19 protein-coding genes and 1 pseudogene are annotated in these 24,866 nt (G+C 43.8%); 8 read left to right on the plus strand and 12 right to left on the minus strand.

The features are described from left to right. The first annotated feature begins 86 nt into the window (after positions 1–86). Positions 87–514: pseudogene (gene tnpA, locus IPL34_RS10555) on the plus strand (IS200/IS605 family transposase). Positions 515–934: 420 nt separating this feature from the next. On the opposite strand, the gene IPL34_RS10560 reads toward tnpA, so the two are convergent. Together IPL34_RS10560 and IPL34_RS10565 are read right to left on the minus strand one after the other, a co-directional pair. Next, positions 935–1,543 (minus strand): 2OG-Fe(II) oxygenase, encoded by a 609-nt coding sequence (locus IPL34_RS10560; RefSeq protein WP_296841416.1) that lies wholly within the window; start codon positions 1,541–1,543, stop codon positions 935–937. 11 nt (positions 1,544–1,554) lie between these two features. Next, positions 1,555–4,305: a bifunctional acetate--CoA ligase family protein/GNAT family N-acetyltransferase gene (locus IPL34_RS10565; protein ID WP_296841417.1), complete on the minus strand. Its 2,751-nt coding sequence runs from the start codon at positions 4,303–4,305 to the stop codon at positions 1,555–1,557. A 54-nt stretch (positions 4,306–4,359) separates the two neighbouring features. Here IPL34_RS10565 and IPL34_RS10570 point away from each other — a divergent pair, with 54 nt between their 5' ends. After that, the gene (locus IPL34_RS10570; protein ID WP_296841418.1) at positions 4,360–5,298 is read left to right on the plus strand and encodes a histone deacetylase family protein; all 939 of its coding nucleotides are present in this window, start codon (positions 4,360–4,362) and stop codon (positions 5,296–5,298) included. A gap of 217 nt (positions 5,299–5,515) precedes the next feature. Here the strand turns inward: IPL34_RS10570 and phaC are convergent, their stop codons facing one another. Next, the gene (gene phaC, locus IPL34_RS10575) at positions 5,516–7,786 is read right to left on the minus strand and encodes a class I poly(R)-hydroxyalkanoic acid synthase (RefSeq protein WP_296841419.1); all 2,271 of its coding nucleotides are present in this window, start codon (positions 7,784–7,786) and stop codon (positions 5,516–5,518) included. 215 nt (positions 7,787–8,001) lie between these two features. Here phaC and asd point away from each other — a divergent pair, with 215 nt between their 5' ends. The 3 genes from asd (at position 8,002) to pyrE (ending at position 10,245) form a co-directional block, all read left to right on the plus strand. Next, the gene (asd, locus tag IPL34_RS10580) at positions 8,002–8,850 is read left to right on the plus strand and encodes an archaetidylserine decarboxylase (RefSeq protein ID WP_296841420.1); all 849 of its coding nucleotides are present in this window, start codon (positions 8,002–8,004) and stop codon (positions 8,848–8,850) included. Between the two features lie 167 nt (positions 8,851–9,017). Beyond that, on the plus strand, positions 9,018–9,485 hold the full coding sequence (locus tag IPL34_RS10585; protein WP_296841421.1) for a pentapeptide repeat-containing protein: 468 nt from the start codon (positions 9,018–9,020) through the stop codon (positions 9,483–9,485). A gap of 118 nt (positions 9,486–9,603) precedes the next feature. After that, positions 9,604–10,245: an orotate phosphoribosyltransferase gene (pyrE, locus tag IPL34_RS10590; protein ID WP_296841422.1), complete on the plus strand. Its 642-nt coding sequence runs from the start codon at positions 9,604–9,606 to the stop codon at positions 10,243–10,245. A gap of 27 nt (positions 10,246–10,272) precedes the next feature. Here the strand turns inward: pyrE and IPL34_RS10595 are convergent, their stop codons facing one another. Both IPL34_RS10595 and IPL34_RS10600 read right to left on the minus strand, forming a co-directional pair. Further along, positions 10,273–11,739, minus strand: a complete 1,467-nt coding sequence (locus tag IPL34_RS10595; protein WP_296841423.1) for a cytochrome c peroxidase — start codon at positions 11,737–11,739, stop codon at positions 10,273–10,275. 144 nt (positions 11,740–11,883) lie between these two features. Next, positions 11,884–12,135 carry a helix-turn-helix domain-containing protein gene (locus IPL34_RS10600; protein WP_296841424.1) on the minus strand — a complete coding sequence of 84 codons (252 nt, stop codon included), beginning with the start codon at positions 12,133–12,135 and terminating at the stop codon, positions 11,884–11,886. Between the two features lie 471 nt (positions 12,136–12,606). Here IPL34_RS10600 and IPL34_RS10605 point away from each other — a divergent pair, with 471 nt between their 5' ends. Together IPL34_RS10605 and IPL34_RS10610 are read left to right on the plus strand one after the other, a co-directional pair. Beyond that, positions 12,607–13,464, plus strand: a complete 858-nt coding sequence (locus IPL34_RS10605) for an IS4 family transposase (protein WP_296837415.1) — start codon at positions 12,607–12,609, stop codon at positions 13,462–13,464. Beyond that, positions 13,461–13,745 (plus strand): hypothetical protein, encoded by a 285-nt coding sequence (locus IPL34_RS10610; RefSeq protein WP_296835791.1) that lies wholly within the window; start codon positions 13,461–13,463, stop codon positions 13,743–13,745. The genes IPL34_RS10605 and IPL34_RS10610 overlap by 4 nt, the downstream gene beginning before the upstream one ends. A gap of 778 nt (positions 13,746–14,523) precedes the next feature. Here IPL34_RS10610 and IPL34_RS10615 read toward each other — a convergent pair. Beyond that, complete coding sequence (locus IPL34_RS10615; protein WP_296841425.1) at positions 14,524–16,563, minus strand: cation:proton antiporter; 2,040 nt, start codon at positions 16,561–16,563, stop codon at positions 14,524–14,526. 210 nt (positions 16,564–16,773) lie between these two features. Here IPL34_RS10615 and IPL34_RS10620 point away from each other — a divergent pair, with 210 nt between their 5' ends. Next, a complete protein-coding gene (locus IPL34_RS10620; protein ID WP_296841426.1) occupies positions 16,774–17,466 on the plus strand; it encodes a glutathione S-transferase N-terminal domain-containing protein in 693 nt (230 codons plus the stop codon). A gap of 38 nt (positions 17,467–17,504) precedes the next feature. Here IPL34_RS10620 and pmbA read toward each other — a convergent pair whose 3' ends face one another. The 6 genes from pmbA to IPL34_RS10650 all read right to left on the minus strand — a co-directional run bounded on the left by pmbA (position 17,505) and on the right by IPL34_RS10650 (position 24,767). Beyond that, positions 17,505–18,851 (minus strand): metalloprotease PmbA, encoded by a 1,347-nt coding sequence (pmbA, locus tag IPL34_RS10625; RefSeq protein ID WP_296841427.1) that lies wholly within the window; start codon positions 18,849–18,851, stop codon positions 17,505–17,507. A 15-nt stretch (positions 18,852–18,866) separates the two neighbouring features. Then, complete coding sequence (gene tldD, locus IPL34_RS10630; RefSeq protein WP_296841428.1) at positions 18,867–20,312, minus strand: metalloprotease TldD; 1,446 nt, start codon at positions 20,310–20,312, stop codon at positions 18,867–18,869. Positions 20,313–20,401: 89 nt separating this feature from the next. Then, the gene (locus IPL34_RS10635; protein WP_296841429.1) at positions 20,402–21,229 is read right to left on the minus strand and encodes a carbon-nitrogen hydrolase family protein; all 828 of its coding nucleotides are present in this window, start codon (positions 21,227–21,229) and stop codon (positions 20,402–20,404) included. Between the two features lie 106 nt (positions 21,230–21,335). Further along, a complete protein-coding gene (gene ygiD / locus IPL34_RS10640) occupies positions 21,336–22,169 on the minus strand; it encodes a 4,5-DOPA dioxygenase extradiol (RefSeq protein WP_296841430.1) in 834 nt (277 codons plus the stop codon). A gap of 119 nt (positions 22,170–22,288) precedes the next feature. Then, positions 22,289–22,603: a hypothetical protein gene (locus IPL34_RS10645; protein WP_296841431.1), complete on the minus strand. Its 315-nt coding sequence runs from the start codon at positions 22,601–22,603 to the stop codon at positions 22,289–22,291. Positions 22,604–23,066: 463 nt separating this feature from the next. After that, the gene (locus IPL34_RS10650) at positions 23,067–24,767 is read right to left on the minus strand and encodes an AAA family ATPase (protein ID WP_366931037.1); all 1,701 of its coding nucleotides are present in this window, start codon (positions 24,765–24,767) and stop codon (positions 23,067–23,069) included. Positions 24,768–24,866: the final 99 nt, after the last annotated feature.

Below are 24,866 nucleotides of genomic sequence, written 5' to 3' on the forward strand. Positions count from 1 at the left end.
GTCTTCAAGGTTAAAACCACCGTCTTTAGACGGTCAGATTTATCTGCGATACTAGCTGGATGAAGGTTGGCATGAGGTCGTGAGAGATGGAGTATCGGTATGGAAGCCACACCGTCTACCGGATTGAGTATCACTTTGTATTTGTGACGAAATACCGCTATCCGGTACTGAAAGGGGATGTGGGGTTAAAGATACGGGAGTTGATCCGTCAAACCTGTCAAGCCTTTGAGATAGAAATAGTGAAGGGGTGGTGAGCAAGGATCATGTGCATTTGTTGTTATCGGTGCCACCGGAGCTAGCACCGAGCGAGATCATGCGCCGAATTAAGGGTCGAAGTGCGGCAAAAATCTTTGAAAGCTACCCGGATTTAAGAAAGCGGTATTGGGGACAGCATTTTTGGGCGCGGGGTTATTTTTGTGCGACTTCAGGGGAATTGAGTGCTGAGATGATTAAGGCGTATTTAGAGCATCACTTTGAACCGAGGTTAGAGGATAACTTTAAGACAGAAGGCTAGACGGGTCTATTCGACCCGTATCCGGACTTTAGTCCTTTCAGCGAACCCTTCAGCTTTAGCTGATGGTTGTTAAGTCTAACAGTTTATTATACGGAATCTCGGTATAACATCTTATTCCAGACTCTGTATAGTCTGGGAAAACGAATCTATATTTTTCTGTTGGCGAGAGTCTGTATAGTCTGGGATTGGGATAGAAAACCCCTCCACTCTTTAAAAAATGCTTAATATATGTACAGACACTATACGACATCTAGACGCGAAATTACAACCGTTTGCCAAGGCTGATGAGGTGGTTTCTCTTTTAAAGTAGGAACTTATGAACATTGATAGATATATAAATAAATTAAATTGCGGAGCCTACCAAACAGGGTAGCCATTCCGCCTAATCACAAATGCTATACAGAGTTCAGCTTTAACAGCTCACCCCTGATTAACCCGATACCAGCCCGTTAAACTATAGCGCTCTTGCTGAGTCGTTGCGACTTCATGCGGAAACTGCTCACTCAAAAAAACCACCACGCGCCCAAATACCGGCTCCACCCGAACTAAAACACCGCTATTATCCGGCTGATACATAATCAGCTCACCCCCCGCATCAGGCATCCAATCAGGATTTAAATATAAAATCGTAGTCACCATCCGATTACGTTGCGCTTTAAACGCATCAATATGCTTACGATAAAAAGCCCCAGCAGGGTAATAAGCATAATGACACTCATAATCAAACAAACCCAAATACAGATAACGATTCAACCCTAACCGTAATTGCTCCACCCAGTCAAAATAAGGAGCCAGAATAGGATTATCCTGCTCTTGCCAAATAATATGATCCGAACGAATTTGCTGATTCTGTTGATGCTGAGACGCTCGACCAATACCCGCTAATTTAAATTGGGCTTGGTCGAGACTTTTATAGTGCGCCAATAACGCTAAATTGACCTCATCACTCAATACCTGATCGAGAATACAATAGCCTTGATCCGCTAAAGCATCAGCAATAGTCATAATAATATTTGAGTAATCAGGCAATCGAGCCTCCTTTAAAACGCATCATCGGTTAAACGTTTAGTCACGGTGACCACACCTTCCTCGACACGCGATTTTTCAAACCCTAAGCGCGTCATCAAGCGAATCATATTGCCATTATCCGCCAATACTTCGCCCATAATCATAGTGCAACCTTTATTACGTGCTGACTCCATCAACGAGCGCATGAGTAAGCCGCCTAAACCCCGACCTTGCCAATCATCCGCCAGCACAAGCGCAAATTCACAGCTAATTTTATCGGGATTGATCGCATAACGCGCTACACCCGCCTCAACATCCTTACCATTTTGCCGCGCTAGGGCAATAAACGCCATTTCACGGTCATAATCAATTTGCGTAAAGCGCACCAGCATTTCAGGAGTAAGCTCGCGCAGGGCTTGCATAAAGCGCATATAGCGCGACTCCATCGAAAGATTACGCACAAACTCTTGTTCCATTTCCGCATCTTCGGGGCGAATGGGACGAATGACAATATCAGTACCATCAGCTAATTGAAGTTTACGCACTAAATCAATTGGATAAGGATGAATGGCCATATGACTATATTTCCGTCCAGCCCCTGAAGGGTAGCCCACTACAAAACGCGCATCCACTGCCATCACGCCATTTTCATCCGCTAGCAGCGGATTGATGTCCATTTCCATGATTTCAGGGAGTTCGCTTACCATTTCAGATACGCGCAATAATACCTCAATCAAACCCTCACATTTAATCGCTGGCATATGACGGAATTCACCCAGAAGCCTTGCAATACGCGTGCGTCCAATGGTTTTGCGAATAATATAGTCATTTAATGGCGGTAGAGCGACTGCATGGTCACGATGGATTTCCACCGCTGTCCCGCCTGTACCAAAACTAATGACCGGCCCAAACACCGGATCACGCGCCACCCCAATCATCAGTTCACGCGCCGTTTTACTAGAGTGCATTTTTTCAATCGTCACTCCTTCTAAACGGGCTTCGGGGCGTTGCTTTTTAACGCTATCCATTAAATCTTGATACACACTGCGTACCGCTTGAGCACTAGAAATATTCAGGCGCACCCCGTGTACATCCGATTTATGAATAATATCGGGTGAGCTGATTTTCATCGCTACGGGAAAACCAATAGACTCGGCGACTACTAAAGCTTCAGGGGCACTACGTGCCAAAATAGTGGGCAAACGGGGAATATGAAACGCCGCTAGAATCGCTCTTGATTCAGTAGTAGACAGCACCTTGCGTCCTTCGGCGAGTACGCTTTCAATGATGAGCCGCGCCCCGATAATATCAGGTTCGCCATATTCACTACTTTCAATCGAGGAGGGCATTTGTAGCAGCATTTTCTGGTTTGCACGGTAGGTCGTGAGATAAGAAAACGCTTCAATTGCCGATTCAGGTGCAGGGAAGTGTGGAATACCCGCATTAAATAACACTTCTCGACCCGCTTTAACTAAGGCACTTCCCATCCAACACGCCAAAATAGGTTTTTTAGTATTAGCCTTTAGGCGTACTAACGCTTCTGCCACTCCCACAGGATCAGTCATAGCTTGTGGGGTTAGCATTGCCAAAACACCATCAACCTGTTCATTAGCAAGACATAATTTTAATACAGCTTCGTAACGCTCAGGAGTAGCATCGCCTAGCATATCAATCGGGTTATTATGCGACCATTGCTTAGGTAGCACTTTATTCAGCGCGGTCATTAGACTGTTTTCGATGGGAGCTAAACGAATGCCTAATTCTACGGCGCGGTCGGTTGCCATAACACCAGGACCACCGCCATTAGACACAATAGCAAGGCGATTTTGTTGCAGGCGCATACCGGAGGCGAGCACTTCAGCGGCGGCAAATAATTGCGTAATCGTATTAACCCGCACTACCCCCGCACGATCCAGTGCCGCATCAAACGCATCATCTCTCCCTACTAAGGCTCCGGTATGCGAAGTGGCAGCTCGTGCACCATCTTCATAGCGACCTGCTTTGAGTACTACTACGGGTTTCATGCGCGAGGCAGCCCGTAAGCCACTCATAAAGCCACGCACATGATGAATGCCTTCAATATAGAGCAAAATACTATCTGTTAAAGGATCGAGTGCTAGATAATCCAGTACATCTCCAAAATCAACATCGGTTGCATCCCCTAAGGTAATGACATTAGAGAAGCCCAGATTGCGTGGTTCAGCCCAATCGAGTATGGCAGTACACACAGCACTTGATTGAGAAACCAGCGCTAAATTACCGGCGCGTGCTTGATTACGGCTATAGGTGACATTTAAGCCACGACTAGGACGTATCACCCCTAGACAATTGGGGCCAATAATGTGCATATTGTAATGGTGAGCCGCTTCCATAAAGTTTTGTTCTAGGCGCTTGCCTTGAAGCGTGTCACTAAAACCACCTGATAAGATAATAGCGCCCTTAACACCATGTGCACCACATTGCTCAATAATACTCGGTACGGTATCAGCGGGACTGGTAATAACCGCCAGTTCAACGTGTAAACCACTGTGCTGTAAAGCAGCCTCTAGAGTGGGATAACAGGTTAATTCTTGGGTTTTTTCGCACTTTGCATTAATGGGAAGAATCTTGCCCTTAAACTGTGCTTTGATGAGATTAGACAGCACTAAAGAACCAATCGATTGTGGTTCTTCGCTGGCGCCGAATACCGCGATGGTATGAGCAGCTAATAATTGATGTAAGTAATGGTGTCCCATGATGGAGACCTCTAGATTTTTTTTAGTAACAAAATATAAGGTTGTCATTATAACCTATTTTGTGCATTGCAACATATTTTTCTAGTGGGAGTGTATATTACTATGACGATTGCGCTAATCACCCACCCCAGTTGTGAGTTACATGACAATGGAAGTAGTTTGCATCCAGAGTCAGCAGAACGTTTGGGGGCGATCAACAACCGCTTAATAGCCTCAGGGGTGGATTGGGTATGCCATCATTATGATGCACAGGAGGCTGAGTGGGAGCACTTAAGACGTGTACATCATGTAGACTATTTAGAGCAGGTAAGAAAACTAGCGCCCTTGGGCGATGAGCTGGTAAACCTAGACGGTGATACCGCCATGAATAAGCACACCTTGAGTGCGGCTCGTCATGCGGCAGGAGCGGCCGTTCAAGCGGTTGATTTAGTGATGAGTGGTAAACATCGGCATACGTTTTGTGCGATTCGCCCGCCCGGACATCATGCCTATCCTGATCACTCTGCGGGCTTTTGTATTTTCAATAATATTGCGATTGCTGCAAAACACGCACTAGATCATCATGGCTTAGAGCGGGTCGCCATTATTGATTTTGATGTGCATCACGGTGATGGTACGGAAGCCTGTGTGATTGATGATCAACGTATTCTGTTTTGCTCCTCATTCCAGCATCCTTATTACCCTTACAAAGGCGCTGATACCGATGCTCCCAATGTAATCAATTTACCTCTGCCCAAAGGTACAAAGTCGGCACAATGGCGCTCAGCGGTTTATGAACGTTGGTTACCTGCCTTAGAAGCATTTCAACCTCAATTGATTTTAATTTCAGCAGGATTTGACTCGCACCTAGAAGATGATATGGGTGACTTTAATTTAGTAGAAGCGGATTACGTGTGGATCACTAAGGCACTGTGCGGTATTGCGCAACGCTATGCCGAGAGTCGCGTAGTGTCTTGCTTAGAGGGGGGCTACGATTTGTCGTCTTTAGGTCGCAGTGTGACTGAGCATGTACGTTGTATGGCGGAATACACCGGATATTAAGCAGTCTTGTGATTAGTAAGCCGTGTTGTAACGGTGAGGAGGTCTCTGTAAAGAGACCCCCTAATAATACCTAACTCAATACTAAGCTTAAGTAGCCATTCAAAAGTTATCGAGCATTCCTTCCGCAGTCGCTGTGAATACATCCTTGTACGCTTCAAGGCGGCATCCCTGCCGCCAAGACTGCTCCAGCAATACCCGATAACTTTCACTCAAGTACTTAGCTATTTTGCTCTGGAGTAGTGTTGGTATTAGGTGTGACTTCCGCTGTTGTGTTAGTCACTTCAGCCGGTGCTGGAGCAGGATCAGCAGCGGCAGCCGGTGCTGTTTCTACCACTGTAGGTGCTGGCATAGGTGGCTCTACCGGTGCTGCTTTAGGTTCAGTAGGTTCAGCCACTACCGGTGCTGTAGACTCCTCATTCAGTTTAATCTCTGTTTGTGGAGCGGGAGCAGGCTTCTGAGCTTTAGCGGGCGCTTTTTTTGCCGCCGGTTTAGCCTCAGCTTTAGGGGCTGGTTTTTCGGCTTTAGCGGGTGCTTTTTTCGCGGCTGGTTTAGCCTCAGCCTTAGGCGCGGCTTTTTTTGCCGCCGGTTTATCTTCTATTGGAGCCGGTTGACTCTCAGCTTTAGGGGCTGGTTTTTCGGCTTTAGGCGCAGCTTTTTTTGCTGCCGGTTTAGCCTCTAATTGAGTGTATTCTAATACAGGTGTTGGATCGCCCATCCGTACTTTGACATAAGTGCCGGGGGCATCTTCGAGCGCTTTGAGCTTATTCGCGCCGGGTTGACGCGCTGCCACTTCTTCAGGCGCTAGGGTTTTTACCCAACGATCCCACTCTGGCCACCATGAACCTGCTTTGACCTCATGTTGCTCTAACCAACTTTTAGCATCGGGGGCCGAATTATCACCGACGCGATAGCCGTATTTATTAGCATTCGGTGGGTTAATAATGCCCGCGATATGACCGGAACCCCCTAAAATAAAGGTCACATCACCGCTAAATAATTGCGCACCCGAATAGGTAGAGACCCAAGGTGCAATATGATCTTCAATCGTGGAGATGAAGCAAGCGGGTATATCAATAGCACTAATATCTAAGGGTACGCCATCAATGCTTAATGCTTTCGGTTTACACAGATCATTTTTGAGATAGAGATTGCGTAAGTACCAAGAGTGCATCTTAGCAGGCATACGGGTAGAGTCTGAGTTCCAATATAATAAGTCAAAGGGACGCGGATCATTACCCAGTAGGTAGTTATTCACATAGAATGACCAAATCAGATCATTCGCCCGCATGAGATTAAAGGTTCCGGCCATATTGCTGCCTTCGAGGAAACCTTTTTCATTCATCTTAGACTCAAGCCCTTGAATTTGCTCTTCGTCAATGAATAGTCCTAATTCTCCCGGATTAGAGAAATCCAGCATAGTCGTGAAGAAGGTAGCGCTAGCAATACGATGATCATTCTTACCCTTGAGGTACGAAATAGTCGAGGTCAGCAGTGTTCCACCAATACAATAACCAATCGCATTAACTTCTGTTTCACCCGTATCGTATTCAATCGCATCTAAAGCTTTCACTACGCCATTGGTGACGTAATCATCGAAACCAGTATTCGCATAAGTCTCATCAGGGTTAACCCATGACATCACATAAACGGTATGACCTTGATCCACTAACCATTTGAGTAATGAGTTTTTGGGTTGTAAGTCCATGATATAGAACTTATTAATCCAAGGCGGAACCACTAATAAAGGACGCTTCACTACTTTTTCAGTCGAGGGTGTATATTGGATTAATTGGAACATGCGGTTTTGGAAAACCACTTTACCCGGAGTGACGGCGACATTCTCACCTAATTTAAAGGCGCTAGTGTCGGTCATCCGAATACGTAATTCGCCTTTGCCCGCCTCAAGGTCTTCCAACATATTTTTCAGACCGTGTACTAAGTTTGCACCCTTAGTTTCTTTGATTTTTTCTAAAACAGCCGGATTAGTCAGTGCAAAGTTAGTAGGAGAAAGAGCATCCAACATGCGTTCAGTAAAAAATTTAACCCGTTGAGCAGTAGAGTCATCCAAACCTTCTACATCAGTCACCAGATTACGCATCCATTGTGCTGTGAGCAGATAGGATTGTTTAATCATGTCGAAGGCGGGTTTTTCCATCCAATCTTCATGGCTGAAACGACGATCTGATTTCTCAGGTGCAATCACAGGTTCGGTTTTTTGTCCCATCATTGATAGCAATGCTTGTTGGGACAACATGAACGATTTTTGCCAAAACTCTAAATTGGCTTGAATAATTTTCTGTGGGTCGGCACTTAAAGCATTCCACCAGTCTGTATAGACTTTTTTGAGATTAAAAGGATCTAAATTCATCCCTTCATACGATTTGGCTAAACCTGCCATTAACTCTTCTACCTGCTTAAAATTATTTTGCAGTTCTCGGGCTGCGGAAAAGCCCAAGGCATTAATTTCGCCTTGTTCAACGTTCGACATACTAAGTCTCCTTGCGAGCGTAATTACAATCGTCCGGTTAGTTCAACTCTGTGCTTCTGGGTGCTGGGATGATTATTATAGCGAGGGATTATACTGAATCTTGCTCGGTAGCGTGATCATATAGCACATTCGCGCAATTCGGAATAAAGGTTGAGCGTAATTCTCAGAATCTTTAGTATCACGCCCTTTCAGTGCAAGCCTTTAAGAGTACTATTATGCTGCTAGATTATCTAAAAAGTTGGCCCTTATATGTGTTACCGCATCATGCTGTATCGCGTATGGTATTTCGCCTGACGCGTGTTCAATGTCCGCGTGTAGTACCTGCGGCGATTCGTTTATTTGCTAAAATATTTAAAGTGAATCTGGCTGAGGCTGAATATACTAATCCCGAAGATTATCAAACTTTTAATCAGTTTTTTACGCGCAGTCTCAAAGCAGGTGTTAGGACTATACAAGGTGGGGAAAAGCACTTGGTCAGCCCCGTAGATGGGCGTATCAGTCAAGTGGGTAAGATCGAGAATGGACGCATTTTTCAGGCTAAAGGGCATGAGTATTCCGCATTAGAATTATTAGGCGGTGATGCAGAGCGGGCTAAGCCGTTTATGAATGGGCAGTTTATGACCATCTACCTCTCGCCGCGTGATTATCACCGCATTCATATGCCTGTGAGCGGTCAATTAATCGAGCAAGTCTATATTCCCGGACGGTTATTTAGTGTGGCGGGGCACACAGTACGCACTGTGCCGCGCTTATTTGCACGTAATGAACGGGTAGTAGCGCTCTTTGAAACCAATCACGGTTTAATGGCAATGGTATTAGTGGGGGCGATTAATGTGGCGGCGATTGAAACTGTTTGGGCGGGTTTGATTACTCCACCGACTAAACCTAGCGTGCAAACCCAAACCTTTGATGCTGTTCACTTAGAGCAAGGTGCGGAAATGGGGCGCTTTAATATGGGATCGACCGTTATTCTATTATTCGCTAATCCCAATCTCACTTGGACAAAGATCAGTCAAGCGGATCAAGCATTACAGCTAGGACAGCTATTAGCGCAGTTTAATTAGCGCTTCCCGATAATTGGTAGTAAGGCAGGGCTTGAATGTTGGGTAAAGCGTTCTACTAGATTCTACACTCTAAAGCACAACTTAATCTGAAAGTCAGAATCCGCAAAGGGTGAGTTGATCTCAAGCGAGCGGGTTCATAGTCATTAATAACAATATAAGGAGTTACTATGCCAGACTTATTAGAAACTTTTTTGAGTGGTTTGCTGCTGATGCCCACACCCAGTGCTCCAGTAGAAAAACCAGTGACCTTAGCCACTCAGCCTAAGGCTCCTGTGTATCGCGCTGAGACTAATGTGATGCAGCGTAATTTTGAGGGCGCTAATTTAAGCTTGGCTAATTTTAGTGGCAGTAATGCGACGGGTTCTAATTTTCGCTATGCCAAACTGGATTATGCCAATTTGAGTCTGGCGCAATTAAAGGATGCGGATTTAACGGGGGCGAGTTTGAATTATGCCTTGATTCATCTCACTGATTTACGCGGGGTCAGGGGATTGACTAAGGAGCAATTGGTGCAAGCCTGCCTGATGTCTACGCAGGATCAGGATGGGTTACGAGCCATTGAGGGCTTTAGCTGGCGACATTATCATCTGCCTGAAGGTTGTCAGATTTGGGAGCAGACTTTGAACTTGTCTTAGTCTTAGCTAGGGTGTTAGGGCAATGGAATGCTCGCTTATCTCTTTTCTTCATGCGGTCACAATGTCAAACTATGCCCCCCATTGAATTTGAACCCATTTGAGCCAACAGGAGCGCTTTATGAAAGATTACCAAACAACCTTTATCCAATTTGCCCTCGGACAAGGTGTGCTGAAGTTTGGTGAATTTACGCTCAAGTCCGGTCGTATTAGTCCCTATTTCTTTAATGCAGGCCTATTTCAGACAGGTGCAGCACTCAGTCAACTAGGGCGTTTTTATGCTCAGGCCATTATCGACTCTCAGATTCAATTTGATATGCTCTTTGGTCCTGCCTATAAGGGGATTCCACTCGCCGCCGCCACCGCTATTGCTTTATATGAACAGCATGGGCGCGATATTCCCTATGCCTTTAACCGTAAAGAAGCTAAAACGCACGGCGAGGGGGGATCGATTGTGGGTGCACCGCTGCAAGGTCGCGTATTAGTGATTGATGATGTTATGACCGCAGGAACGGCGATTCGGGAGTCTGCCGTAATTGTGCAACAAGCTCAAGCTCAATTGGCAGGAGTCGCTATTGCATTAGATCGACGTGAGCGTGGAACCGGAGCACTATCAGCGGTACAAGAGGTGGAACAAAGCTTTAAGATTCCAGTAACAAGCATTGTGAATCTAGAGCATATCAGTCACTACATCCAACAGCATGTCCAAGATCCTGTATTAATGCAGCGGATTCAAAGCTATCGCGCTGAATACGGGGTCTGAAGGTGCGAGCAGTCGATTAAAGCGGATTCAATCAGGCAGCCACGGCTTTAAGCAAACCGGATCTTTAATACACGGGTCTGTCAAAGTATGTAAGAAGGCTAGTAAGGCTTGTAATTCTTTTTGCGAGTATTTTTGGCTGGTTAAATCAATGCCTTGGAATAGCATGGTATTTATACCTTGCACTAAATGATCTGCTGCTAGAGCAGCCTCGGTTAATTGCGTAGCATCATATTGACTCGCCTCAGCCACCGGATCAAGCATATGGCGTACCATAGCGCTTAAAGTCACATAAGCGCCATTATGTCCCCAAGGACCTGTTTCAGTGACATTGAGCAAGCTCGGTGTCCTGAATGAGAATTTGTCTTTATCCTCACGGGTAATAAACCAGCGCCCATAATCTAGCTCATCTGGCAAAGCACGTAGCGGGTGTTTGAGGTGCAAGGTGGGTATCAAGGTGCGATATAAGTTTTCATCGGTGAACGTGTCGCCACTATGACAGCGGGCGCAGCCAAAGCCTCCTTGTTGCGGATTACGAAAAAATAGCAAAGCGCCTTGCTTAGCGGTTTCGCTAATGGCGTTAGGATCCCCTTCCAGATAGTGTTTCCAAGGGTTATTAATAAAGACTTGGGAGCGCATATATGCGGCTAAAGCCTCAGCAATTTTGTCATGTGTGACTAATGTGAGGGGGAGTCCGTCGGGCGTATTAAAGCCTTGCCTAAAACGACTCAGCCACAGATTAGCGTCTAGGGAAAAACGTTGCTGCTCACGGTCTAGGTGTTGATCAATGCTAAGGGTATAAGGATTAGGTAAAGATGCTTCATTTGAACTCGCTTTTTGTAGTATCAGTGAACTGCGTAATAGGGTCAGTTGTGCGGCAGCTTGAACCAAATTGCGCCCTGCTTGGGGATCAGGTTCGGCAACTGAGGTGTTGGGTGTACTAATACCGCCCGTACTGCCATTCGCGCCCTTATTAGGTTTTAAAGCCTGTACCCGTCCATCATGAAACATCATCACATCCCATAAGCTCATATTAAAGGTAGTAGGCGCATTACGCGCAGGTACTACACTACGTCCACGATGAAATAAATAGTCTGGCACTACCTCCCTGCTGTTATCTGTTTGGGCTAAGCCAGTAGCAAGAGGCTGGCGTAGGGTTCCACCTTGGAGGGGATCATGGCATTGCGCACAGCTAAAGCTAGCACCCTGAGCTTTATAGGGTTGAAAAAACAATTGTTTACCAAGCTGAACCAATGAGTCTTGCGCGGGTGGGTAAGTACGACCTTGACTAGGATCACCCGTGAGTTGTAGTTCGCTCACCAAGGGGAGTAGTTCACGGTCTAAATCAGACAGACTAACAGAAGAATCAGAGATTGTTGTGGTAGGGGCTGAAGGAGTTTGAGATTGAGTCGTCTTTGTTTCACAAGCAACAAGACTAAGACTCAGTACTAATGCAATTAATCCCTGTAGTATGGGCTTAGTAGGGTTAGTACTCATTATCTGTTGATCCCAACGCTTAACTATAAAACAGAGTATTAAATAACGTGATTTTAGCTAGATTAGATTTTTTTATAATATTAGTAGTAAGAGTCGAGTAGGCGTCTTAGTAACGCCTACTACCTAATAGGCAAGCTGAGCTACTTAGAGTAAATTATGACGTTTTAATTTAGTTCTCAATGTAGCGCGGTTAATGCCCATGCATTGGGCTGCTTTAGATTGATTGCCATGGGTGTAGCGCATCATAACTTCCATCATAGGACGCTCTACTTCATCCAGTACCAAACGATAGACATTACTAGCTTCTTGGTCGCCTAAGTTGTCCAAATAGTCCTGTAATGTACGGCGTACAGTTTCAGATAATGAGGCATCTAAAGTGCGAGAAGATGTATTCATATTTGTGCATACCTTAATTAGTTTTTGTTGGTGCAAATAAAATAGGGGTTGTAAAAATGCACCTAGTTGTTTTTAGGAGCAGGTGATTGCAATCCATTTAAAAGGTAGAGTTGGTTTAACCCACCTATACCCTAGTTGAGGCCGATATACATCCAAGCTGTAAACAGTCAGCTTTTACACTGAAACATTTAATTAGTGGCAATGTTGCAGTATATTGATTAAGAATAATGCACAATGATTTACAAATAAGCACACTTTTTTAGATGAAAGGGCAATTCATTTGCACGAAACGTCACATTATTAATCAAGCCTAAACTACTTGAAGTATCATCAGACTACTTTAGGTTTGTCATCACCTTCCTCTGTACACGACAAAACCACTAACTTATTGATTTAGCATGTTTGTCATGGAGATGGTGAAAGTCCACCGCTCCTATGTTTTACTCTCTAGTTACCACACAGGAGAGCAAAATGGATCTGAGCGATGGACTACGTGACAGTTTAAAAGCCCACTTGAGTTGGGGCAAGCCCCGTTTGGATTGTTTTGTGGGAATGCTGCATACTTTGCTGAGTGCGCGACAAATGAATTTGGCGTTGTTGGCGGTACACATAGATTCTGACACCGACATTGGTTCCCGCTATCGACGGATGCAACGCTTTTTTAGCCAAGTGTTCTTTAATTACAATGACATTGCCCATTTTCTTATGGGAATGTTCGCCTTTAGTGGTCAACAATACTACCTCACACTCGACAGAACCAACTGGAAATGGGGCAAATCCAACCTCAATCTCCTGACTTTGGCGGTTGTTTACCAAGGTGCGGCTATCCCCGTTTACTGGATGGTGTTGAACAAACGCGGTAATTCTAACCAACGTGAACGTATTGCCCTGCTGCAACGATTTATCAGCCAATTCGGGCGCAACAACATCTTGGGTGTGTTGGCTGACCGTGAGTTTATTGGTGGTCAATGGTGGAAGTGGTTGTCTTCCAAAGAGATTCCCTACTTGATTCGTATCAAGGGTAATCAGTTGATGACCGACAAACACAAAAAAGAGGCGCATGTCCGCTCGCTGTTTGCCAACCTCAAGCCGGGTAAACGGCGCGTTCTCCGTCACCGTCGCGACGTTAGCGGGGAATGGGTTTGGCTCAGTGGCTCAAAGCTGCCCAGTGGTGAGTTGTTGATTATCGCCAGCAACCACTACACGGCTGATCCCATTGGCACTTATCGGCTACGTTGGGAAATTGAAAACCTGTTCCAATGCTTGAAAGGGCGTGGTTTTCACATGGAAGCCACTCACTTCACCAAACCCCTCGCATCAAAAAGATGATGGCGTTGCTTGCCATTGGCTTCTGTTGGGCGCACAAAGTCGGCGAATGGAAGGAAAAAGCCGTCAAGCCTTTGAAGACGAAAAAACATGGACGCAAAGAGCAAAGTGTCTTCCGTTACGGCTTGGACTACTTGACCGATTTATTGAATGGAAGGGTACGGGAAAAAGTGGATAGGCTTAGGCTGCTGCTTCTGTTCCTTTGTCCACCACAATTCATGGCGATCGAGGATGGACGGATGAAACTCAGGCGATTTTCTTTTGAAAAAGATTCAATGAGTTAAGCGAATTGTCGTGTACAGAGATCACCTTCTATTGAGAGCTTTGCTTTATAGGCTCAATAGCTCCTCTGTTCACTGTTAATGGTCTTAATTTCATGTGCATCTTCAACACTACTTAGTCTCTAGCATTAAGGCTAAGTTAGGTTGATTTTTAGCCAATATTTGCTTTAAGACAGGAGCAAATATTAGTTGGATTAGTGACGAACATGTTTGCCTATAAATGAATCTGCGCCTGCAAATTCCAGTGCTCTGTTGACGCAGTTCCTAAGCTCTAGGTTTTATAGCCCCGTAAAAAAAGAGCTATAGCCCACTAGATTTAAAAAATGTATTTCACCCATTTTTTCTAAACTATATCAAAATCATTCTAAACCATACTGAGTTCTAAAAGTATTAGAATGGATGACTACGTTTGCTACATAACTATACCGAATGTATGCTCAATTTGTATTCATAAAATTAAGTGAAAAAATTCACAAAATATTAAAACCAAAACCTATCCTCGGTACGGTTGGATAAGTTGGCAAACATTCAAATAGAAGTTATTGATTTTCTAACGTATAGCTTGAATAAAAAGCATACCACAGCCTGAAAAAACACCATCTTGCTAAGTAAGACGAAAGGGCAAGAACCTAGACAAATGGCTAAATTTTGAATCAGCGCTACTATTATACGCTAATAATGATCTAACCCCAATTTTAACTAGCCCCTAATAAGGGGCTAAAACTAGAGCTAAATTTAACCGCTGATCAAAAAAATAGCATTTTAAGGCTAGTTTGATTAATTAATTATCATTAGTTAGCGGCGTGGTGATATTTCCATCAGATATATTTTTACGGATAGTTTTGGGTCCGTGTTTGAGATGCCGTTCTATGGCCTGAAAATTGGATACTTTACCTTCTAACACTAATACATCTCCTACTTGTAATAGGGTATTAGGGCTAGGATGGTCGCCTTTTATGCCGGAGCGGCGGATCGACTTCACACTAATATGAAAATTTTCCAGCTCTAGTGCTTGTAGAGTCTGATTAACAGCATAAAAGGTGTCAGTAAGCACCACACTATATAAAAAGGTTTGGGTAGGGGTGGCTGCCTTAGTACCTTCACCATGGAAAAAGCTTTGTAAGGCTCGATAGCCATCAGCACGAATTTTTTCCGTCAAATACAGAATATCAGTAGGTGCAATACCCATCTTGCTGAGTACACGCTCGGTAATCATAAGGCTGGCCTCCAGTGACTCAGGCAATACTTCAGCACCTTTTGCCTCTAAAGAGGCCATATAAGTATCGTCGGGTGCGCGTACTAAAATCGGCACATTAGCATGTTTCTTGCGCACAGCATCAACAATTAAGCCGGCTATTTCCATATTACTGACCGTTACAATCACGATCTTAGCGCGATATAAACCCGCTGCGGTTAAAATTTCAGGACGTGCTGCATCGGCATAATAAACGCTTTCACCCGCTTCCCACGCCTCTTTCACAATACGCGAATCTAAATCGAGGGCAATATAAGGAATATTTTGCTCATGTAATAAACGACCAATACTTTGCCCCACACGCCGATAGCCACAAATTAATACGTGATCCTCGATTTCTTTAACTTCACGGCTAAAACTATGAGCTTCTTTGTAACGTTGACGCAAATAAGTATCAGCAAATAGTTTTTTAGTTACTTGATCATTATAGCGAATAATAATAGGGGCTAATGCCATACTAATAACCGTTGCGGCTAATATCGCTTGTACTTCTTGAGTATTCAACAATTGATTACTTAATGCCAACGCTAATAAAGCAAAGCCAAATTCTCCGCCTTGTGCTAATACTAATCCGGTTCTTAATGCAGTACCATTATCAGCGCCAAAAAGACGTGCGAGTAGATTAATTAATAAAGCCTTACCTACGGTTACGCCTAATACCAAAATTAAAATAGGTAACCATAAACTAGGTAAGGCCGTTAAATCTAATTTGGCGCCAACCGTAATAAAAAATAAACCCATTAAAATATCACGATAGGGGCGTACTTCGCTTTCAATTTGATGTTTATATTCGGTCTCAGAGAGCATCATGCCCGCAAGAAAAGCCCCTAGTGCTAGCGATAAGCCTAGTGATTGAGTCGTCCACGCAGCCGTTAGTGCGACCAATAAAATAGTAATATTAAATAATTCAACCGATTGGGCACGAGCAATATAGTGAAACAGGGGACGTAGGGCATAGTGACCTAGTACCAGCGCGATGCCCAATACGCCTACACTCATAAGCACTTCAAGCCCTATACTGCTTAACTCCAAAGGCTGCTGCGAACCCATAGTTAAGAGCGGGATTAGAATTAAAAAAGGCACAACGGCTAAGTCTTGAAAGAGGAGAATACCAAGGGCTAATTGACCGTGTTTCACCCGCATCTCGCCTTGATCGGTTAGTTGTTTAACCACAATGGCTGTTGAGGACATAGCGAGTGCCCCTGCTGCAATTAAGGCGCCTTGCCAATTAATGCCTGCATAGTAGAGCAAAATAAAACCACTCAGCGTGGATAAAACGACTTGAGCACCCCCTAAGCCCAATACGGTGTGCCGCATAGCTAATAACTGGGAGACTGAAAACTCTAGACCTATGGCAAATAATAAAAACACCACACCAATTTCACCCATAAAGGCAATCGATTCATTAGTGGGTAGAATATGCAAAGCATGCTCACTCGTAAGAGCGCCAACCGTTAAGTAGCCTAAAATAGGGGGGAGGTTAAAAGTACGTACCGTTGCAACAGCACTGACTGATAATACTAATAAAATTAAAATAATCGGTAATAAACCAGTTCCATGCTCCATCGCAAAGCCCTCTGAGTCGCGTTACATACTAATGCTATTGTTGTTATATAAAAATTAAGGCGCTAAGCGCTAACGGTGGTCGCGGATTAAGTCTATACTGTATTAATAATTTATTGTGGAAAAATCAAGGTGCTTTATACAAAAAGCTTTTGAGTTTTAATTATTCATCTTAAAATCAGCACCCTTTACGCCGAATGAGCTATTAACCGTATGCTAACCCTATATCAATTTAATGCCTGCCCGTTTTGTTGGAAAGTCAAAGCCATGCTTCACCTTACCCATACACCCTATCAGGTAGTTGAAGTAACACCGTTTGGTATGCCAGAACTAGACTTCACTGAGCATAAAAAGGTTCCGGTATTACGCGCTAATAGTAAAATTATCCTAGAGTCGGAGCAGATTGTGCTCTACCTGCAAGCGCATTATAGCCAGTTACCTAACCCTACCCAATCAGATTACGACTGGCTGCATTGGGTGGATCAAACGCTGGTGCATTATTTGCCCCCTTTGATTCATCCCAATATACGCACCTCGTTTAAGAATTTTAAGCATATTATGGTGGCAAACCAGTTTAAGCCTTTAAAACAATGGGGGGTGAGAGTAGCGGGTGCATTAGTTATGCCAAGGGTTGCGCGTAAAATGCAGACTAAGCATAAGATTACTGAACCCCTTAAAGAGTTTGAGGCGGCCTTAAAACAGTGGACGACACAGGGATTAAAAGGGCAGAACTATTATGCAGGAGAGCAGGCGGGCTTGGTGGATGCTGTGGTATATGGCGTGCTGAAATCAGGCGCTAAAATGCCTTTTTGGCAAGGCGTTTTAAATAATAATCCCACGTTACAGGCTTGGTATGAGCGTTGTGATGCTCAATTAGCCGCCCCAAAAGCAGTACTCCAAGCCTAGGGCTGGAATACTGCTTGAGCAGTAACGGAGTGGCTTGCTTAGTTCGATCCAGCAATGGTCATGCGATTAATTAAAATCGAGCCAGAGCGAATATTACCGCGCATATCCACATCATTACCGATGGCTTGGATACCGTGATACATGTCTTTGAGATTACCGGCAATGGTGATCTCTTCGACAGGGTATTGAATCACACCATTTTCAACCCAAAAACCGACCGCACCGCGTGAGTAGTCACCGGTCATGCCATTCACGCCGCCACCAAATAACTCATTGAGCAATAGCCCTGTGCCTAATTGTTGCAGTAAGTCTTCAAAGCTTTGTCCGGTACTTTGCAAGATCAGATTATGATTGCCCCCTGCATTACCAGTCGTAACCATACCGAGTTTTTTAGCTGAATAAGTACTGAGGAAATAACCTTGTAGTACACCATCCACCAAAATATCACGCGCTTGAGTCGCAACACCCTCACCATCAAACCCACGACTCCCTAAAGCGCGTGGAATAAACGGATCTTCACGCAATTGCACAAAATCAGGAAACAGCTTTTGCCCCATAGCGTTAAGCAAAAAAGTAGCTTTGCGATATTGTGCTCCCCCTGTGACGGCGGATACTAAGCTACCGATTAATCCGCGTGCTAAGGTGGCGGGAAAGAGCACAGGTACTTCACAAGTGCTTAAAGTACGTGCATTGAGGCGGCGCAAGGTACGCTCAGCGGCTTTGCGCCCAATCAGGTCAGGGCTTTCTAATTCATAGGGTGAGCGAGCCACACTATACCAATAATCGCGCTGCATCGAGTCACCGTCTTGTCCCACCAACACACACGAAGCGGAATGATGCGTACTATGTACCGTCCCACAAAAGCCATGCGAATTAGTATATAAGCTCAGACCCGCATAGCTCTCTACACTAGAGCCATCACTATTGGTAATACGCGCATCGGTTTCACGCGCAATCGCTTCGGTTTCCTTGGCACGATTAATAGCCGTTTCAGCGTCTAGTTCCCAAGGATGATAGAGGTCTAAATCAGGCCAACTCTTTGCCATTAAGGCCGCATCGGCTAACCCATTAAATTCATCCTCAGCGGTGTATTTAGCAATGCGACACGCTGCATCGACTGCATCGGTTAAGGCTTGTACTGATAAATCACCACAGGACGAATAGCCCTTACGATTACCAAAATAGACAGTAATCCCCGCCCCTTGATCACGGTGGTATTCTAATTTTTCCACCTCGCCCATGCGTACTTCCGTCGAAAGCCCAGTACCTTTATCAATATTGACTTCAGCCGCTGTTGCGCCGCGTTGTTTAGCGACCGCTAAGATTTGTGTGGCTAAGTCTTGTAGTTGAGCCGTGAGGGCATCTTTATTATCCAGTTCGATCATATGTTTTCCTATTCTTTAGCTCGCTGTGCCGCCCACCGTTAAACCATCCACACGCAAAGTCGGCTGACCGACACCTACGGGAACACTTTGACCATCCTTACCGCACACTCCAATACCATCATCCAGATTCATATCATTACCTACCATACTGACACGGGTGAGGACATCAGGACCGTTACCAATCAGCGTGGCGTTTTTAATCGGATAAGTCACTTTGCCATTTTCGATCATATAGGCTTCAGAAGTAGAAAAGACGAATTTGCCGGAAGTAATATCCACCTGACCGCCGGAGAAATTCACGGCATAAATACCTTTTTCTACTGAGGCAATAATTTCTTCGGGGGCATATTGTCCAGAGCGCATATAGGTATTCGTCATGCGCGGCATCGGTAAATGGGCATACGATTGACGCCGCCCATTACCAGTAGGTTTTTGTCCCATGAGTAGGGCATTTTGCCGATCTTGGATATAGCCGACCAAAATCCCGTCTTCAATTAAAGTAGTACATTGAGTCGGAGTGCCCTCGTCATCTACCGTTAAAGAACCACGACGTAATTCTAAAGAACCATCATCGACTACGGTAATGCCTTTAGAGGCGACTGGCTGACCGATTTTTCCAGTGAAGGCGGATGTACCTTTGCGATTAAAATCACCCTCTAAACCATGCCCAATCGCTTCGTGCAATAATACTCCGGGCCAACCTGAACCTAATACTACAGTCATACTACCTGCGGGAGCGGCTTTAGCATCGAGATTAATTAAGGCTTTGCGCACGGCTTCTTCAGCGTAATGCAGGGCGCGATTATTCGTAATAAAGAAGTCTAAATCAAAGCGTCCGCCACCGCCTGCGGTCGCACTTTCAGATTGACCTTCACGCTCCACAATCACCGATACATTAGTGCGTACTAGGGGGCGAATATCCGCTGTCATGCGTCCTTGCTCATCAATGATTAAAATGGTTTCGTGTACCGCTACCATATTCGCCATGACTTGTTTCACATAAGGACTCATGGCGCGAGCATGAGTATCGATTTGTTTCAGTAACTCAATTTTTTCTGATTCTGAGAGTGATAGCAGCGGGTCTTGTGTGCCATACAGCGGTTGTGTTGCACTGCGTACTTGAAAGCCTTGGGGTAGCGTACCGACCGTACCCTGACTAATCGCGCGTGCAGCTTTAGCAGAGTCTAATAGGGCTGGCAAACTGATTTCACCGCTATAGGCAAAGCCTGTTTTTTCGCCGCACACTGAGCGTACACCGACACCCCGATCAATACTAAAACTACCGCTTTTAACAATCCCTTCTTCTAAGCTCCAGCTTTCATAGCGCGAAGATTGAAAATACAGATCCGCAAGCGTCGTATCACGAGTCAATAAGGTGGAGAATACTTGGTCTAAATGAGCATGAGTTAAGCCGCTGCTGGTCAAGAAAATATCGGTAGCATTGTCAATTGCCTGTTTCATAAGAATCCTTTGCTTTTTTATATTAGCTAAACCCCATTAGTTACTCTCACTGGGGACAGGCTATGCAAGCACTAGCCTGTTAAATACCGTTAAATCATCTCAACATCAGGTGAGCAACGATGTGAAAGTACTGGAAAGTGACGGCGGGTGCGTTCTAATTCCACCAAATCCAATTCCGCCATTGCAATACCTGAGCCTTTTTGTAAGGTTGCACAGATTCGACCCCAGTAGTCAATAATCATGCTATGTCCATAGGTTGTTCGTCCATTCACATGATAGCCACCTTGAGCGGGGGCAATGACATAAGCAAGATTTTCAATGGCGCGTGCTCTCAGCAATACCTCCCAATGTGCTTTGCCGGTGACATCGGTAAACGCTGAAGGCACTACCATGACTTGAGCACCCTGTGAAGCCAGACAGCGATAGAGTTCTGGAAAACGTACATCATAGCAAACCGTCAGACCCAAACGTCCAAAGGGAGTATCCACCACTACAGGGGTTTTGCCCGCTAAATTGGTGTCGCTTTCGGCGTAAACCTCTATCTCATCATCGAGCATGACATCGAATAAATGCATCTTGTCATAACGAGCGACACACTCACCTTGATCATTAAATAAGAGCGAGGAGGCATAGGGGCGCTCTGGCTTATCAGAGGCGAGTGGGATCGTTCCACCTACAATCCAAACCTTATGCTTTTTAGCTAAGCGACTCAAGGTATCTTGAATTTTGCCTGAGCCATAGGTTTCGGTGAGTGCAACACGGTCTTGATCACGTAAACCCATAATAGCGAAGGTTTCAGGTAGCGTGACCAACTGTGCTCCTTTGTCAGCCGCTTCTTTGACGAGGCGTGAGGCCTCCATCAGATTAGCTTGTACTTGCGGACCCGAAGCCATTTGGATTGCCGCTACCTTGATCATGATGACTCTCCCATCGTCTTATTATGGATGTACTAGGAAACGATTGTCGGTGCTTCAGGGCTAAACATCAACACTAACTGAGGAAGGGTGCTTATTCATTCAGCATTTAGTTGCCACTAAACACCATGGAGCGCATTGAAATAGAACCTAAATCCAGTGACTCATTAAAATACCAAACCCGTTCGGTCTCCAAGCGGCTACCTAGGATATAAAGCAAAGGCCAGTAGTGTTCCAAAGTAGGATGAGCTAATGCGGTACTGGGTAATTGCTCAATGTCTAGTAGGGCTGGCAGGTCGTTTTGTTCAATCCATTGGGCTAATGCAGTATCATATTGTTGTGCCCAATCATAGCCCTGATAAGGCATTTTAAAATTCATTTGACGCAGATTATGCACCAAATTGCCACTACCTATGAGCATTACCCCTTGATGGCGTAGCGTTTGTAATTGTTTGCCTAGGTCATAACGTTGTTGCGGGGTGCTATGAATGTCTAGGCTGAGTTGCAGCACGGGGATATTCGCCGCTGGAAACATCGGCTTTAAAACACACCATGCCCCGTGATCTAAGCCCCATTGCTCATCGCCTGAGATAGGAGGATTTTCGATCATTTGTATGATCTGTGCGGCAAGATCAGGCGCACCGACGGCGGGGTATTGAATGCGGTGTAAGGCTTCGGGAAAGCCGTAGAAGTCGTGAATAGTGCGGGGGTGGGCATTGGTGACAATGTGGGTTGTGCCCTCAGTGAGCCAATGTGCGGAAATGACTAGGATGGCTTTAGGTTTAGGCAGGTGTTGCCCTAATAGTTGCCATGTTTCTGTGTAGTCATTGTTGGTAATGGCATTCATGGGGTTGCCATGACCTACGAATAGAGCAGGCATGGGGGCGTCAGGCGCTAGTTGGCTGAGATGTTTTTGTAGTTCAGGAGAGAGGGTAGTTGGCATAGGCTAAATACTCGTTGCTTGGGTGGTTTAGCCTAGTAATATGGAGACAAATAGTTAAAAAACAAGGTGTAGGTAATTTTTTATTTATTGGTTTAATTTTACAATACAGTGTATAGATACTACGCTAATCCTGTAACAATCACCATATTATTAAATGTAAATAATAGTTTCTTACTTTCATTTATTCTATAAAGTAGTTCTTTAAGCTCTTCATTAATAGGAATACCATAAATATCTTTGCATTGGTTCAAGAGCCATAGCTCTTGTTGTAGCCAAATAAACCCACCTAAAAAAATGAAGTTGTCTACACTCATTTGACATGTTGGGTCTTCCTTAAGCAGCATGTCTTCGAGAAGATTAAAAATTGTCTCATACTTTTGTAGTATCCCCTCAACTAAATTGTCTAAGGTAGCATCGAATGCTTGAAGCTTCATATCTTGACATAATTTAAAGTATAAATCCTGCTCTAATGTTGTTTTCGGCACGACTTGAGATTAGTTGCTGTAGACAAAGCAATTGTGCTTGTTAGGTTGTCTTTTTATATCTAATCTATAGTTTTCATTTTTTAAATGATGATTAGCCCAATAAGAGTCAGGGTGAGCTATTGGAACTTGGTAAGACCATAAGCAAGTCAAAGTGTAGTCAATATTTTTTGACCAATTGTGAAATTCATCAAGCGCGTCTGTAACTGTTCTAAATTCGAGAATTATTCTAGGCTCAGGTTTGCAGATATATTTATATATCTGTTGTATTAAATAGGTGGTATTCAAAAATATTCCTTTTTAAGTGGAAGTTAGATTAAGTGTATTTTTTATTTTTATACAAAGATGGTTTTTATGCATGAAAATTTTTTTAGTCTATTAAAGCAAAAAGCTTTATGCTGGCTTATTTTTATTACTAGCTTCGATAAACTTTCTCTACTACTACCTCCTCTCCATCTGTTAACATCACCCAAGCGGATAGTTTCGGACGATCTTTCAAGTCAGGTAACTGCAAATAGCTTTGTACTTGTGCTAGACCTTGTTCTCGTTTTTCATCCCATAACTTAAGATGCTTCTTACGCTCTGACTGCTTACAAAATTTCAATTCAATCAAATGCTCATATTTAACTGCAAAAGGGCTGCGCTCTAATAATAAAATATCAGGGTATTTTTGATTAATCTCTGGCTCACTTTGAATAAAATAAGCGGCTGATTGATAAAGCAAAGTCACTAGCAACATTTTAATGTGCTTTTCATCAAATTTCAGAAAATCACGATTAGACAAAGCTTTGAGTACACGCTCAGCCTCTAAACGTAATGGCTCAATATCATCATATAAAGCTAATGCAATCACTGCTTTTTCAATAGTTCGATTAGAAATAGCAATCTGATTTCTACGCTCAATCTCAATCTTAAAATACTCGAAATAGAGCACCTTAATCACATAATTAGGAATCACAAAGCGCTGTTGAGTCAATTCATTACCATCAAAAGCAATAAAACCCATATAATATAATAAGCTCACAAAGTCATCTCGATCAAAGCCTTTGTCAAAATCGAATTTGCGTCGTGACTTGGCAACTACGAAACCATCATTAAGCAGCTCTTCTAGTACCTCATAATTATCATCTCGATGACCAATATTAAACATTGCTAAAATCTTGCCATAATCAGACGCAATATTTTCATCTAGCATATACTCAGGATAAGAACACGATCTTTGATCAAAACGCTTAATAAAATACAGCACCATATCTGAGTTATACATAGCACTCACCTCTTGAGCAAAGTGGTAGCCGTTATACCACTGGGTAACGGTTGTTATTAATGAGTCTAAACTTAAGGGGCAGAGTTGAGTTAAAGGTTTTAATAATGACTCTGTTTCAACACGAGTAAAACCGATTGCTTCATTAAATTTAGGATTTAATGTCAAATTATCTACGACATTAAAACCTGAGGTTAAGCTATCAAGCACAATGGGTGTTACACCAGTAATAAATAAGCGATCTATAACTCCTTTTTGAGTACCTGTTTTAATAGCTTCATAAAAAGCACGTACAAAACCACCTTTACCCATAATGCTACGAAAATGATCCAAATCATCCGCTAATAAAGCATTAGCAAAGTGATCATATTCATCAATTAATAAATAAATTTTTTTGCCTTGAGTTAGACGTAATAAAGTATCGATTTTGCCAGCAGGTGTGCTCGCTTGAATAATAGCTGGATGTAGTTCTGAAGCATAACCATATTGCTCTAAAAAAGCTAATAGGGCATTGGTGATTTTTTCTGAGAAAGCGGTATAAACACTCTCATGATTATCGATTGCGATTCCACTAAACTCTAAAAATAGTATTTGATACTGATTATGTTTAGGTGTGGGGTTTTGACCAATGGCTAAATGTCCGAATAGAGTATTAAAATCATTAGCACTATTAATATCATAGTAATAATATAGCATAGATAAAAACAAGCTTTTACCAAAGCGGCGCGGGCGTAGTAATACATTATGTCGCCCTTCATCTTCTAAAGTGCGAATAAAAGAAGTTTTATCGATATAGGAATAGTGCTCTTTAATAACTGTAGCAAAATTGCTTAAACCATAAGGAATTTTCATACCCATTCTCACCGCTTTGCTCATGAGGCTAGCATAGCATGAAATAGTATAGCATTGAGTGTGAGCTTGGTTAATGCCCTGCTTAGGGTTAAGCTACTG

This window comes from Thiofilum sp. (genome assembly GCF_016711335.1).
GTDB lineage: Bacteria > Pseudomonadota > Gammaproteobacteria > Thiotrichales > Thiotrichaceae > Thiofilum.